General features: G+C 52.8%; 13 protein-coding genes and 1 pseudogene. 10 read left to right on the forward strand and 4 right to left on the reverse strand.

The genetic code is table 11. The annotated features are described in order from the left end of the window. Positions 1–10 precede the first annotated feature (10 nt). Positions 11–1,300, forward strand: a complete 1,290-nt coding sequence (purT, locus tag ACZ47M_RS09420; protein WP_315342207.1) for a phosphoribosylglycinamide formyltransferase 2 — start codon at positions 11–13, stop codon at positions 1,298–1,300. Here the strand turns inward: purT and purE are convergent, their stop codons facing one another. The 3 genes from purE to ACZ47M_RS09435 all read right to left on the reverse strand — a co-directional run bounded on the left by purE (position 1,301) and on the right by ACZ47M_RS09435 (position 2,991). Further along, the gene (purE, locus tag ACZ47M_RS09425; RefSeq protein WP_315342204.1) at positions 1,301–1,735 is read right to left on the reverse strand and encodes a 5-(carboxyamino)imidazole ribonucleotide mutase; all 435 of its coding nucleotides are present in this window, start codon (positions 1,733–1,735) and stop codon (positions 1,301–1,303) included. It lies immediately after the preceding gene. Positions 1,736–1,802: 67 nt separating this feature from the next. Then, positions 1,803–2,564, reverse strand: coding sequence for a hypothetical protein (locus ACZ47M_RS09430; RefSeq protein WP_315341539.1), 762 nt, complete (start codon positions 2,562–2,564; stop codon positions 1,803–1,805). Further along, on the reverse strand, positions 2,551–2,991 hold the full coding sequence (locus ACZ47M_RS09435) for a hypothetical protein (protein WP_315341538.1): 441 nt from the start codon (positions 2,989–2,991) through the stop codon (positions 2,551–2,553). Before ACZ47M_RS09435 ends, ACZ47M_RS09430 begins: the two co-directional genes overlap by 14 nt. Before the next feature lie 334 nt (positions 2,992–3,325). Between ACZ47M_RS09435 and purD the strand changes: the two genes are divergently transcribed. From purD to purQ, 7 genes are all read left to right on the forward strand, one after another. After that, positions 3,326–4,642 carry a phosphoribosylamine--glycine ligase gene (gene purD / locus ACZ47M_RS09440; RefSeq protein WP_315342201.1) on the forward strand — a complete coding sequence of 439 codons (1,317 nt, stop codon included), beginning with the start codon at positions 3,326–3,328 and terminating at the stop codon, positions 4,640–4,642. A 10-nt stretch (positions 4,643–4,652) separates the two neighbouring features. Further along, positions 4,653–5,795, forward strand: coding sequence for a formate--phosphoribosylaminoimidazolecarboxamide ligase family protein (locus ACZ47M_RS09445; RefSeq protein ID WP_315341535.1), 1,143 nt, complete (start codon positions 4,653–4,655; stop codon positions 5,793–5,795). A 98-nt stretch (positions 5,796–5,893) separates the two neighbouring features. Beyond that, positions 5,894–7,069 carry a hypothetical protein gene (locus tag ACZ47M_RS09450; protein WP_315341532.1) on the forward strand — a complete coding sequence of 392 codons (1,176 nt, stop codon included), beginning with the start codon at positions 5,894–5,896 and terminating at the stop codon, positions 7,067–7,069. Continuing rightward, a complete protein-coding gene (locus ACZ47M_RS09455; RefSeq protein ID WP_315341530.1) occupies positions 7,066–7,887 on the forward strand; it encodes a hypothetical protein in 822 nt (273 codons plus the stop codon). Before ACZ47M_RS09450 ends, ACZ47M_RS09455 begins: the two co-directional genes overlap by 4 nt. Before the next feature lie 167 nt (positions 7,888–8,054). Continuing rightward, positions 8,055–9,257, forward strand: coding sequence for an MFS transporter (locus ACZ47M_RS09460; RefSeq protein WP_315341528.1), 1,203 nt, complete (start codon positions 8,055–8,057; stop codon positions 9,255–9,257). A 125-nt stretch (positions 9,258–9,382) separates the two neighbouring features. Further along, positions 9,383–9,625 (forward strand): phosphoribosylformylglycinamidine synthase subunit PurS, encoded by a 243-nt coding sequence (gene purS, locus ACZ47M_RS09465; RefSeq protein WP_010476954.1) that lies wholly within the window; start codon positions 9,383–9,385, stop codon positions 9,623–9,625. Between the two features lies 1 nt (position 9,626). Further along, positions 9,627–10,298, forward strand: a complete 672-nt coding sequence (gene purQ / locus ACZ47M_RS09470) for a phosphoribosylformylglycinamidine synthase I (protein ID WP_315341525.1) — start codon at positions 9,627–9,629, stop codon at positions 10,296–10,298. A gap of 5 nt (positions 10,299–10,303) precedes the next feature. On the opposite strand, the gene ACZ47M_RS09475 is transcribed toward purQ, so the two are convergent. Further along, a complete protein-coding gene (locus ACZ47M_RS09475) occupies positions 10,304–10,810 on the reverse strand; it encodes an ATP-binding cassette domain-containing protein (protein WP_315341522.1) in 507 nt (168 codons plus the stop codon). Between the two features lie 106 nt (positions 10,811–10,916). Between ACZ47M_RS09475 and ACZ47M_RS09480 the strand changes: the two are divergent. Both ACZ47M_RS09480 and ACZ47M_RS09485 read left to right on the forward strand, forming a co-directional pair. Then, positions 10,917–11,564 (forward strand): annotated as a pseudogene (locus ACZ47M_RS09480) (ABC transporter ATP-binding protein); the annotation flags it as partial. Then, complete coding sequence (locus ACZ47M_RS09485; protein ID WP_315341519.1) at positions 11,557–12,717, forward strand: ABC transporter permease subunit; 1,161 nt, start codon at positions 11,557–11,559, stop codon at positions 12,715–12,717. The pseudogene ACZ47M_RS09480 and the gene ACZ47M_RS09485, both read left to right, overlap by 8 nt. Positions 12,718–12,890: the final 173 nt, after the last annotated feature.

The following is a 12,890-nucleotide window of genomic DNA, read 5'->3' on the forward strand; positions in this document are numbered from 1 at the left end:
GGTGGTGCCCATGGTTGGCCTGAGGGATGAACTCGGAACTGCCACGACTGACTCGGCTCAGAGGATACTCCTCCTCGGGAGCGGCGAGCTCGGGAAGGAGATAGCGATTGAGGCTCAAAGACTCGGTGTTGAAGTGATAGCCGTTGACCGCTACGCCAACGCTCCGGCGATGCAGGTTGCCCATAGGGCTTACGTTGGCGACATGAAGAACGCCGATTTTCTCTTCTCTGTCGTCAAGAGGGAAAAGCCTGACGCGATAATCCCGGAGATAGAGGCGATAAACCTTGACGCCCTTTTTGAGCTTGAGAAGGACGGCTACTTCGTCGTCCCGAACGCAAGAGCGACATGGATAGCGATGCACCGAGAGAGGACGAGGGAGACCCTCGTTAAGGAAGCGAAAGTCCCGACCTCGCGCTATGCTTATGCAACAACTCTGGATGAGCTCTACGAGGCCTGCGAGAAGATAGGCTACCCCTGCCACACCAAGGCCATAATGAGCTCCTCCGGGAAGGGCTCCTACTTCGTTAAAGGCCCGGAGGACATACCCAGGGCCTGGGAGGAGGCGAAGAAGAAGGCAAGGGGAAGCGCCGACAAGATAATCGTGGAAGAGCACATAGACTTCGACGTTGAGATAACCGAGCTCGCCGTAAGGCACTACGACGAGAACGGCGATATCGTTACTACCTTCCCGAAACCCGTCGGCCACTACCAGATTGATGGGGACTACCACGCGAGCTGGCAGCCGGCGGAGATAAGCGAGAAAGCCGAGAGGGAAGTTTACCGCATAGCTGAGCGCATCACCGACGTCCTTGGTGGCCTCGGCCTCTTTGGCGTCGAGATGTTCGTGAAAGGTGACAGAGTCTGGGCCAACGAGGTTTCTCCGAGGCCCCACGACACGGGCATGGTCACCCTTGCCTCCCATCCAACGGGCTTCTCGGAGTTCGGGCTCCACCTGAGGGCTATTCTGGGACTTCCGATTCCTGGGGAATGGGCTGGCAGCTACAGGCTCTTCCCAATGCTCACACCGGCTGCTACCCACGTCATAAAGGCCAATGTTTCAGGCTATTCCCCGCGCTTCCGCGGTCTTGCCAGAGCCCTGAGCGTTCCTAACGCCACGGTAAGGCTCTTCGGGAAGCCCGAGGCCTATCCGGGAAGGAGACTCGGTATTGCAATAGCCTGGGACAAGGACGTCCAAGTCGCTAAGAGAAAGGCCGAGGAGGTTGCCCACTCGATAGAGCTCAGGACGAGGAGCTCGGAATGGCAGAATCAAGATTATGAGAAAAGGAAACACGCCCTCTGATTAGCCCCCTCTCATTTTTTCCCTGTACTCCTCGAGTTTCTTCCTCAGCCCTTCGTCCTTCAGGGCAAGAATTTCTACCGCGAGTAACGCCGCGTTCTTGCCGTTGTCTATGCCGACTGTAGCAACGGGAACCCCCGGCGGAAGCTGGGCTATGCTTAGGAGAGCATCAATCCCTCCAAGCTTGGCCGAGACGGGGACGCCTATAACCGGCTTGGTCGTGTGAGCGGCTATTACTCCTGGCAAAGCCGCGCTTAGGCCGGCTATGGCAATGAAGACGTCGTAGTCCTTCTTAGCCAGCTCTTCAACCTTCTTGGGGTTCCTGTGGGCTGAGGCTACCTCGACGTCATATTCAACGCCGAACTCATCGAGAACCGAGGCGACATCCTCGGCTATGTGCGAATCGCTCTTGCTGCCCATCACAACGAGGACCTTCACCCCCACCACCATTGACATTAAGAAGTCTAAAGTTTAAAAAGATTTTGGCGATTTTGACAAATTTTTGCTAATAAATCCTCCGGAGGGCTAGGCCTTCATTCTCCAAAGAGTACTCAAAGGTCATAACTTCATCCACTCCAGGCGCCTTGAGGACGTAGAGGTATCTTTTTACCCCCTTTTCCGTTAGCTCGCTCCTCGTCCTAATCACGTAGTCCATACGGCGGTAGATGGAAGAGAACACCCTGTCAGCCTTTCCCGAGAACACCCAGAGGTTGGTTCCGGTGGGATAATCCCTGTATGCGCTGTGTCTCCTCCTTATTTCAGCCGAGACCTCAAAGTAGCTCAGCGCGTCTTCCTCACCGAAGATGTGGGAATACTCAGAGACGTCCATCGCCACGCCCCACAGCTCTCTGCCCTCGAACATTCCCTCCCTCTTCCAGAGCTCCTTGTGGGCGCGGACTGCCTCGGCGTACTTCCTTGACAGGAGTTCGTAAGAGAGGGAACCTGGAAGGTACCATACTCCCTTTCTCTCCACCCTCGGCCCGTAGAAGCTGCCGAATGTGTCTATTATCGCCAGATTAAGCGAATCAAGGTATCTATCCACATCTATGCCCCTCTTCCTCATAATTTCGAGCACCACCGGGAGGGGGTGGCTTATGTTGAAGAGCCCGATTAGGCTGTCCTTTTCGAGCTTGTATTTAAGGAACTCAAAAACCAGCTCCCTGCCCAGCGACCTTGGGTCTTCCTCGTGCAGGAGAATGTAAGAGCCCTTCTTTATTCCGCCGAGGGCCCTGTCCAGCTCCCTCAAGCCGAGCTCAATCATCTCCATCACCCTCGAATGGGTTAAAAACAGCGTTCTTGAGGCCTTTCGTGATGTATGCCTTTCTCTTTGCCCCTTCCCTCACGACCTCCACGACGACGTCCGAGGAGGCATATATGAAGCCCTCTATGTCAGGACAGTCGGTTTTTTCATAAACCATGACGGCCCTGATGTCCCTTATCAGCTCATTGGCCTCTCCCTTAATGCACCAAACCTGCGGATAAGTCCTCCGGGGGTTTTTGAAAAGTTTGCAGGCCCCGGAGCTAAGGTAAGTAAAAACCCATATTCTGTCCGTTGGGAGCTTTTTGAGGGAATCCCGCACGAGCTCGCGGTATTTGGCCACAAAGACCCCGTCATCGAGGTATCCCTTGAGCTGGTATACATAAGGGATGTCCCTTTCTATGCCCTTAAAGCTCCCAAAGGCGTCAAATACCATGAACTTCTCGCCCAGAACCTCCCCGAGCTTTATGCCCTCCCGTTCAAGCGCGACTTGAACACCAGGAAAGGCTCATAGAGGACAACATAAACGTACTCCCCCCCTTTTCACAAGCTCCTTGAGGAGCCTTATCCCGAAGATATCACCGTTGGAATCGGGGCCATCGGATATAACGGCCAGAATGCCATTTTCTGGGACCGCATTTAGGAGCTCTGAAATCACCATGCCACCCCCTGTAGTAAATGGCACAACTTGTATTAAACAGTTTTTTGCCGTTTAAATGTAAAAACAAAGCTTAAAAAATGGGCTTTTTAACAAATATATGGTGAAGCTCATGAGGATCCTGCTCGTCGGTGGTGGGGGCAGAGAAAACGCGATAGGGGAGACACTGGTGAAGAGCGGGGCCGAGCTCTACGTGGTCTCAAAACATAAAAACCCCGGCCTCGCAAGGCTCGCGAAGGGTTACGGCCTGGCTAACGAAACGGAAGTGGAGAAGGTTCTCGCCTACGCCGAGGAGTTCGGCGTTGAAATGGCCTTCATAGGCCCGGAGGCGCCGCTCGAGAAGGGCATCGTTGATGTCCTCGAGGAAAACGGCATTCCCGCGGTTGGTCCGAGCAGGGAAGCGGCTAAACTAGAAACGGACAAGGCCTTCGCCAGGGCCTTCATGGAAAGGCACAAAATCCCGGGAAGGAAGGCGTTCAAAGTCTTCAACGACGTTTCTGAGATGCGGTCGTGGATAGATGAATTTGGGGGGCCGGTTGTCGTTAAGCCCATCGGCCTCACCGGGGGAAAAGGCGTCAGGGTCGTCGGCCACCAGCTGAGGGACAACGACGAGGCTAAAGCTTACGCGGAGGAGCTGATAAGGCGCGACGGAAAGGTTCTGGTGGAGGAGAGAACAGATGGCGTTGAGTTCACGTTCCAGGTCTTCTGCGACGGGAAGCATATCCTTCCAATGCCGCTCGCGCAGGATTACCCGCATGCCTACGAGAACGATGAAGGGCCGATAACAGGGGGCATGGGTAGCTACTCCTGTTCCAATCATTTGCTCCCCTTTGTTACAAAGGAGGACTACGAGAGGGCCTTTGAAACGCTCAGGGCAACAATCGAGGCAATGAGAAAAGAGGGAACGCCCTACAAGGGCATCCTCTACGGCCAGTTCATGCTGAGCAGAGGGGAGCCAGTCCTCATAGAGTACAACGCCCGCTTTGGCGATCCCGAGGCGATAAACGTCCTCCCGCTCCTTAAAACCCCGCTGACGGAGATAGCGGAAGGAATAGTGGACGGAAACCTGAGGAAAGCGGAGTTCGAGGAGAAAGCAACGGTCGTGAAGTATCTTGTGCCAAAGGGCTACCCGGTGAACCCAATCAAGGGCGTCAAGGTCGAGGTCAATGAGAAAGCCATAGAAGAGAACGGCGCGAGGCTCTACTACGCTTCCATAGATGAAAACTTCACCCTCCTCGGTTCAAGGGCGATAGCGGTCGCTGGAATAGCGGAGACCCTCGAAGAGGCCGAGAGGATTACCGAAAGCGCGGTTCCGCACATAAGGGGTGAGCTCTTCTACAGGAGGGACGTCGGAACGAGGGAGAGCGTCGAAAAGAGGATTCGCCTGATGAGGGAGCTTGGCAAGGAGTTCGAGCCGAATTCCTGCTGAGGTGGTCGTAATGATAGGCCGCGACGAGATTTTGGGAATCCTTGAGAAATACAACCCTGAGAGGATAACGGTCGGCGTAATCGGGAGCCACTCAGCCCTCGATATAGCGGATGGCGCTAAGGAAGAGGGCCTTTCCGTCCTTGTTGTGGCCCAGCGCGGGAGGCACAGGACTTACGCAGAATACTTTAAGCTCAGGAAGACGAGGGACGGCCTCACCAAAGGCTTCATAGACGAGGTTATTGTCGTCGACAAGTTCGCCCAGGTCATCGACGTCCAGGATGAGCTCATCAGGAGGAACGTTATCTTCGTCCCAAACCGCTCCTTCGTGGTTTACACAGGCATTGAGAGGGTTGAGAACGACTTCCGCGTCCCCCTCTTCGGGAACAGGAACTTGCTCCGGAGTGAGGAGAGGAGCGAAGAGAAGAGCTACTACTGGCTCCTTGAGAAAGCTAAGCTCCCCTATCCGGAGGAAGTAAAGCCGGAGGAGATAGACAACGTCGGCCTGGTTATAGTAAAGCTCCCGCACGCCAAGAAAAGGCTTGAACGCGGCTTTTTCACGGCGGCATCTTACAGAGAGTTCCGCGAGAAGGCCGGGAAGCTCATCAGGCTGGGCGTCATCACGGAGGAGGACTTGGCTAAAGCGAGAATAGAGCGCTACATAATCGGCCCTGTCTTCAACTTCGACTTCTTCTACTCGCCAATTGACGGGGAGATTGAGCTTTTGGGGATAGACTGGCGCTTTGAGACGAGCCTTGATGGGCATGTAAGGCTTCCGGCGAGCCAGCAGCTGACATTACCAGAATGGCAGTTCGAGCCGGAGTACACCGTTTGCGGTCATGCCTCTTCCACGCTCAGGGAATCTCTGCTTGAGAAGGTCTTCGAGATGGCCGAAAAATACGTGAAGGCAACGCAGGAGTACTATCCGCCAGGAATAATCGGGCCCTTCACACTCCAGACGGCCGTGGATAAAGATCTCAACTTCTACATCTACGATGTGGCTCCAAGAACGGGCGGTGGAACGAACATCCACATGGCCATGGGCCACCCCTACGGGAACTCCCTCTGGAGGAAGCCCATGAGCACAGGTAGAAGAATTGCTCTCGAGATAAAGCGCGCGATTGAGCTGGATGAGCTCGAGAAGGTGGTTACGTGAACTGTTTCCTTTTTTATTTACTCGCAAATAGCTCCCAACAAATCGGACAAAAAAACTTAAATATAAATACTGCAAGTAGTGTAGATTGGTGATCTCACGTGAGAAGACAAACAATATTAGCACTGCTTTTGGTATTAGCAACAGGCTCAATTATCTTAGCGTATCCGAGTAGTAACATTGACACGGAAGAACATCCCGCCGTTGCCATGATTGGATTCGATAATGATCCAGGAGAAAACGTTGAGGGTTCAATCTTGGCTATTAACGTTGATAACGTTGAACCCAAAGTTGCAAGAGAGTACATTAATGCACAAATCTCAAAGCTCAGGCCAGTTATAGTGGTTGGAAATCCTGAAAGGGTTCTCCATGAGATCCTTAACAGTACAGACGTCGTTGCTGTTCAAGTGGCGAGGATTGTCGATGGGAAGGAGATCCCAATAAATAAAGTCGTTATAGGCTACGTTCCACGGAAAGTAGGTAACAAAATTGGGGGCAAAATCCTCTCCCATGAATATACCGGAGCTGAGTCTGTGGTATCCATGTATCAGAAGATCAAGAAGATTGAAAGTGAGAAACAACCTGTAGAGCTATCCCAATCAAAAACATCGGCAGTTAGAACTATAGATTTCCAAGAAAGCTCCGGAAATTTTCTGGGGGAACTGTCATATTCATGGGAATTCTCCCCCTATGGAATTTTAAGTGTCCACGATAGATTATACATGCTGGGAGAGTCCAATCCAACATACAACTGGTTTGTATACCAGTTTGTAGTTCAAACGGAACCCGGCGATCTATACTGGAAGAATGGGTGGCGTAATGCTGATCTATGGAACTCCATAGATGTTGATGAGTATAACCCTCCTAGCCATCTTTCGGATTACAGTCCAACCACTACGACAGGCACTTCTACAGTCACGGTCTCGGTATCGGCTTCTGTAGCAGATAGCCCAGAGGTAAGTGCCGGAATGTCTTGGTCGTATTCCATTTCAGACGTTGTGGTTCATGATCTTAGCAGTTTTTCAAGGGAACTAGCCAGCTGGTGGCACGATATCGATGAAGGTAAATTTGTGGGGAAAGATTCGTTTAGGATTCAACCTGGAGCACTAATACGCGTGCCTCAGGCACCGGGAACTTATCTCTGGAAAGTTGAATATGGAGGACAGTGGGGCAAAAAAAAAGTTGGGGACTACTGCATATTTGGTCACTGTTTGAGTTATCACTGGGACTACTCAGGCAGATATGGAGCGGTTGTCATATGGGGCGTCAAAGGATGAAGGTTCTTGGTGTCCTCCTCCTTGTCTTCACCCTGGCTTCAATGGGGGTCTATTTTGAAAATGTCCCTTCAAGGGAGAAAACAGTCAACTTCAGGCCAGTCTACCTTTCAAACGTTTCTCTCGATGTTAGGTTCTCAAACAAAGGACAGGAACTCCAGGTGGTGGATTTTTCTAACGTAGGTAAAGTTGCCGTGGAGAGCAGTAAGCCCGCTCTGATAGTCGGGATACCTAAATTGCCCAGGCTGGAAAGTATACTCAACGTAACCCTGTCAATCGTTCCCCTCAACGTATCGCCGGAGGCAATCTTAATTTACAACGAAAGAATGGTTCTCCTCCTATCTGGAGATCTCGGACAGTTTCTGGAATGGGCCAGCGAAGTCTTGGATAAAAGATCGGGCTGGGGCCTGGGCCTCTACTCTGGAAATTCCGGAGTACTTCTTGGCACGCCGGTGCTCCGGGTTGAAACTCCGCCCGAAAACTGGAGCGCAGTAGGGGGCGAACTTTACAGGCGCCGGCTCATCCTGAAAACAATCGTGCCAGGGAAGGAAAAGGTGGATTTTTACCTGATTCCACTGAACGGGGAACTTCTGGACTACGATCCAACCACCACCTATGACCCAAGTGCCTCAAACTCCAAGGGAGTTATTGTACATGATCGTTCCAGCTTTTCCCGAAACATCGCGGGTTGGAGTGTAGAGAACCCTGAAGAGAGGAATGTTGAACTCTGGGCTATCATCGGCGTAAATTCAGAAAGTCTAAAGTTGCAATATAACATCAACGGAATGAACGGTCTCGTTGAGATACGCATAGAGTCCTGAGCATTCTTTACTCCCACCTTCAATCCGCAGGGTATTTTTTGGATTTCTGATAAAAACCAATTAAATTCCGGTTTTTCCAGGAAAAGGCCATATCCCATTCGGGGAACGTTTTTAAGTCTCCACCGGAGCTACATCTTGCTCCCATAGCCTTGTCCGGGGGTGGTAATTTGAGCGACAACAGGTGGAAGTTCGTTATCATGGATATGCTGCTCGTCGCGGCCGGCTTCGGGACGATGCACATGCTTGAAAAGTTCAAGGACGCGGTTATCAACCACTACGGCATAACCGAGGCGGCTTTGAACTACCAGCAGACGGCCTACGTCGTCGGCCTTTTCATAGCCTTCCTCCTCGGGGGAACCAGCCTCTTTAAGGGCTCCTTTAAGAGGAGCGTGGCTTTAATAGTCAGCTTCGCGGCGATACCCCAGTTCCTGATTCCCTTCATGCCGAACTGGTGGGGAGTTGTTGCGCTACGCTTCTTCCAGGGCTTCATAGTTGCCTTAGTAGCGGTCTTCAGCAACCAGATCGCAGGGCTCTTCGTTGCGGAGAGGCCCTTCGCCAAGGGGATAGTCCTCTCGGGAATCTTCTGGGGCGGAATCTACGGCATAAGGCTCGCCAAGTGGGCCGGTGGAAGTGAAGCGAGCTGGTCTTCAGTCAAAGAGGCCTTCCTTATCTCCGCTGTCCTCATGTACGTGATGCTTGCCCTCTGGTGGCTGTTCGTTGAGGACTTCGAGATACCAAAGGAGAAGCACTCAGCAAAGGGGGCCAGCGTCTGGAGGATGCCCTTCACCTGGGTCTTTGGCTTCACTTTCTTCCCGGCGCTGTGGGTGGTCTTCACCCTCGGCTCGTTCACCCTTAACCACGTGAGCTTCTCCGAGGCCCAGAAGGCCAACCTCGTCATGGCCCTTGAAGTTTCAATGGGGCTCTGGTCCATCATCATGGGCTACCTTGGCTATCGCCTCTCACTCAAAAACACCTCCAACCGCGGCCTCTTCAAAGCCATCGTCAGCGTCATGACCCTCTCCTATATCGTGACCTTCATAGGTCTCTTCATAGTCTGGAAAGCGACGAGCGCGAACGACTACACCCTTGCCCTCCTCGGCTTTGCCATAGCTGGCATCGTCCAGGGGACTGGCCCGGCCTTCTGGACGACCGCTCCGGCGGCCTACCCGAAGGAAATCTATCCCGAGGCCAGCTTTGCCCTCGGTTTGATATCCAACTCTGCCAACGCAGTCGCCCCGAACGTCATGTTCGTCCTGGTGAAGAGCGTTGGAGCGGGGATGGCAATATACCTCGGCATGAGCCTTCTTGGAATACTGCTCCTCCTGGCTTCCTCCAGGATGAGACTCCCCGTTGAGGAAGCCGGGGCTTAAGTTCTTCACTCTTTTTTATTTCAATCCCCTGCACCTGGATATCCGGCGGTTTTCTTTGACATTTAAAAGTCAAAATAAACCTTAAAAACCCACAATTTTTACATTTTTCTGACAAGGTGGTGCCGATGAAGTGGAGGGTCAATGTTACCGTTCGCCTTAAGGAGGGCCTGAACGACCCCGAGGGAAGGGTAATTGGAAAAGCATTGAGAAACCTCGGCTACGCGGTTGAGAACCTCAGAGTCCCCAAGTACTTCGAGTTCGAGCTGGAGAGCGAGAGCCCGGAGGAAGAGGTCGAGGAGATGTGCAGGCGCCTTCTGGCAAACCCGCTCATCCACAGCTGGGAGTACAGAATAGAGCCGGTGAGCTGAGATGGTGAGGTTCGCCGTCGTCGTTTTCCCCGGAACCAACTGCGACTTTGAAACGGAGAAAGCTATAAGGAAGGCCGGCGCCGAGGCGGAGCGCGTCTGGTACAGGAACAGTCTGAAAGACTTCGACGGCGTAGTCCTTCCCGGCGGATTCAGCTACGCGGACTATCTCCGCGCTGGGGCAATAGCGGCCAGGCAGGAGATAATGGAGGAAGTAAAGGAGTTCGCCAATGAGGGAAGGCCCGTCCTCGGGATATGCAACGGCTTTCAAATCTTAACCGAGGCCGGCCTTTTGCCCGGTGCCTTGAGACCGAACAGGATCCCGCGCTTCCTCTGCAGGTGGGTTTACCTCAGGGTTGCCGATAATGGGACGCCCTTCACTTCCCTCTACGAGACCGGGGAAGTCATAAGGATGCCGATTGCCCATGGAGAGGGCAATTACTACGTTGATGACCCATCGAAGGTCAGGATAGTCTTCCAGTACAGCGATGGGGAAGGAAATGTAACGGAAGAGGCGAACCCGAACGGCTCTGTTCTTAACATAGCGGCTGTGGCAAACGAGAGGGGGAACGTCCTCGGAACCATGCCCCACCCGGAAAGGGCAAGCGACCGCTTCCTTGGCAGTGAGGACGGGTTGAAGGTTTTCAAGAGCATGGTCGAGTGGGCGAGGAAGTGATTTCTCTATTTTTTGCATAACTGCAGGAAGACCTCCTCAAGGGTCACCGGGACACTCTGGAGGTCAACTACGCTGTACCTGGCCAGGAGTCGTATGATGTCTTGGAGCTCATCGCTCCTGAAATAAAGCCGGAGGCACGTGAATTTTCCATCACTTTGGACCTCGATATTTTGAATTACACCTCTGAATTCATTAACGTCCCCCTTTCCATTAATTTTGACAATCAGCTTCCTCTCCGCTTTTAGGGCTTGAACTTTCTCGACGAGTTCTTGAGGTTTGCCCTCGGCTATTTTTTGTTTGTTGAAGAAGAGTATCCTATCGCAGAGCCTCTCAGCCTCATGGAGGTTGTGGGTCGCCAGGAGTATTGTGGTGCCAAAATCCTTTGAAAGCTCGAGAATTGCGTTCCATACTTTCCTTCTTGTGAACATATCTAAGTACACCGTGTGTTCGTCCAGGATGATGACCTCAGGTTGAATAATGAATGGCAACGCGAGGTAGACCTTCTGTCTCATTCCAGCGGAGAGCTTTTGATACCACTCGTTTCTCTTTTCGTCTTGGTTAAATTAATAGCTTCTATCACTCAGACCAAATAGCATGAGGTGGAAATGATGTCAATCCTTCGGTTTAATCGGGCCGAATGGGGCCGGCAAGAGTACTACCCTGAAGATCCTCGCGACCCTGATACCACCAGACCGGGGGAAGGCCGAAGTTATGGGACACGATGTTGTTAAGGAACCCGAAAAGGTCAGGAAGCTGATAAGCTACCTGCCGGAAGAGGCCGGAGCGTACAGAAACCTAACCGGAAGGGAATACCTCCGCTTTATGGCCGGCCTGTACTCCCAGGCGACTGGGAAGGACGCCGATGAGATGCTTGAACTCGGAATCGGGATAGCGAACCTTGGGGTAAGGCTGGACGACAAGGTCTCAACTTACTCAAAGGGCATGACGAGAAAGCTTCTCCTGGCGAGGGCTTTGATGGTCGTCCCGAAGCTGGCGATCCTCGATGAGCCCACGAGCGGTCTGGACGTCGTGAACGCCCACGAAATCCGGGAGCTAATAAAGGGGTTCTCACGCGAGAGGGGTGTTTCAGTCCTCGTTTCGAGCCACAACATGCTCGAGGTCGAGTTCCTCTGCGACAGGGTCGCGATAATCAACAGGGGAACTATAGTCGAGATGGGAAGGCCCGAGGAGCTGAAGGAGAGGTACAGCTCTAAAAACCTTGAGGAAGTCTTTGTGAAAACTTCGAGGAGGGGTTTCTATGGGTGAGCTCTGGATCATGTTCCGGAAGGAGCTTATGGATATCCTCAGGGACAGGAGGCTTTTAACGGCTATATTACTCCCCCTCATTCTTATACCGGTTCTCTCGGGGGCCATTGGTTCATCGGGTCATTCCACCAAAGTGGCCGTCAGGGTCATTGACAACGATAAAGGAGAATATTCCAGGGCCCTCGTGGAATTTCTCCGGGAGAGCGGGGTTGAAATAAACGAAAGCTCCCGGATAACACTCGTGATTCCCGCGGGCTTCTCCGAGGCCATCGAAAACAGTACATCCCCACGGCTGTTGATTCGGGTTAGCCTTTCAAACCCCCTCGACTTCAAGAGGGTTAGGTCAACCGGGACCCTGAGGGCTCTCATACTGAGCTTTGGGAGCGGGGTTCTGCCGGCCCTTAAGCAGGAGTTTATGATAGAAGTTGGTGGGGGCGTTCTGAACGTTGAGCCATCAAGGTACATCTCATCGCTCCTAAAGAGCTCACTGGCAGTGCCTTTTGTTCTCTTTGTGATAGCCATCTATGCCTCCCAGGCGGTAGCCGCATCGGTGGCCATGGAGAGGGAAAACAAGACTCTTGAGACCCTCCTCACGCTACCAGTCTCGAGAAGATCGATAATACTCGCCAAGGTGTTCAGCTCGATAGCATTCAGCCTGCTCGTGCTCGCCTCCCTTGTCCTCTCGTTCGCAGTTTTTGCCAGGTTCTCACCCGGCTCCGGTGGTGGGGGTGGCGTCTCCTTGGGCCTGGTGCCTCTGCTCGCCCTATCGGCCGGGACGTTCCTCCTCTTCCTCCTGATGCTCCTGACGAGCCTTTTAGTTTCGCTCTTCACGCTCGACGTGAGGAGTGCGTTGAGCATAGCGGGCCTCGTTGAGGCTGTTTACCTCATCCCGGTGATGGTTCTCCTCAGCGGTGTTGAGCCATCCGGAGCATGGGAAATTCTCGTAAAGGCGGATCCGGGCTACGCACCTATTCAGGCCTTCCTGAGCGCGATGGTTGGCGACTACGCTATAGCCCTCGGGGCACTGCTTTATCTGCTCCTCTGGAATGTGGCGGTGCTCAAGCTTGCCGTCTGGGTCTTCAACAGCGGCATTTTAATGACCAAGAGGATCGACGCCGGGAGCCTCCGGTGGCTGGTAAGGATAAAGGTGTGAAGGGGTGTCAAGATGTTCACTCGCTCCATTCTATCAATTCTGGCCAAGTATTTCAACTTTCAATCCAGCCGCTTGTTTTTCATACCTACCGCCTTCTCAAGGCATTCATCAACTACACGGACGAAAGGGTAAAGGACATACCGGCGACGCTCTTTTGGATTTAAGTTTTTAAC

The sequence above is a fragment of the Thermococcus waiotapuensis genome (assembly GCF_055384795.1).

What these genes read in the sequence shown, in the direction of transcription:
- purT (WP_315342207.1), top strand. Translation starts at nt 11, where the DNA reads ATGGTTGGCCTGAGGGATGAACTCGGAACTGCCACGACTGACTCGGCT.
- ACZ47M_RS09430 (WP_315341539.1), bottom strand. Translation starts at nt 2,564, where the DNA reads ATGGAGATGATTGAGCTCGGCTTGAGGGAGCTGGACAGGGCCCTCGGC.
- ACZ47M_RS09435 (WP_315341538.1), bottom strand. Translation starts at nt 2,991, where the DNA reads ATGGTATTTGACGCCTTTGGGAGCTTTAAGGGCATAGAAAGGGACATC.
- purD (WP_315342201.1), top strand. Translation starts at nt 3,326, where the DNA reads ATGAGGATCCTGCTCGTCGGTGGTGGGGGCAGAGAAAACGCGATAGGG.
- ACZ47M_RS09445 (WP_315341535.1), top strand. Translation starts at nt 4,653, where the DNA reads ATGATAGGCCGCGACGAGATTTTGGGAATCCTTGAGAAATACAACCCT.
- ACZ47M_RS09455 (WP_315341530.1), top strand. Translation starts at nt 7,066, where the DNA reads ATGAAGGTTCTTGGTGTCCTCCTCCTTGTCTTCACCCTGGCTTCAATG.
- purS (WP_010476954.1), top strand. Translation starts at nt 9,383, where the DNA reads ATGAAGTGGAGGGTCAATGTTACCGTTCGCCTTAAGGAGGGCCTGAAC.
- purQ (WP_315341525.1), top strand. Translation starts at nt 9,627, where the DNA reads ATGGTGAGGTTCGCCGTCGTCGTTTTCCCCGGAACCAACTGCGACTTT.
- ACZ47M_RS09475 (WP_315341522.1), bottom strand. Translation starts at nt 10,810, where the DNA reads ATGAGACAGAAGGTCTACCTCGCGTTGCCATTCATTATTCAACCTGAG.
- ACZ47M_RS09485 (WP_315341519.1), top strand. Translation starts at nt 11,557, where the DNA reads ATGGGTGAGCTCTGGATCATGTTCCGGAAGGAGCTTATGGATATCCTC.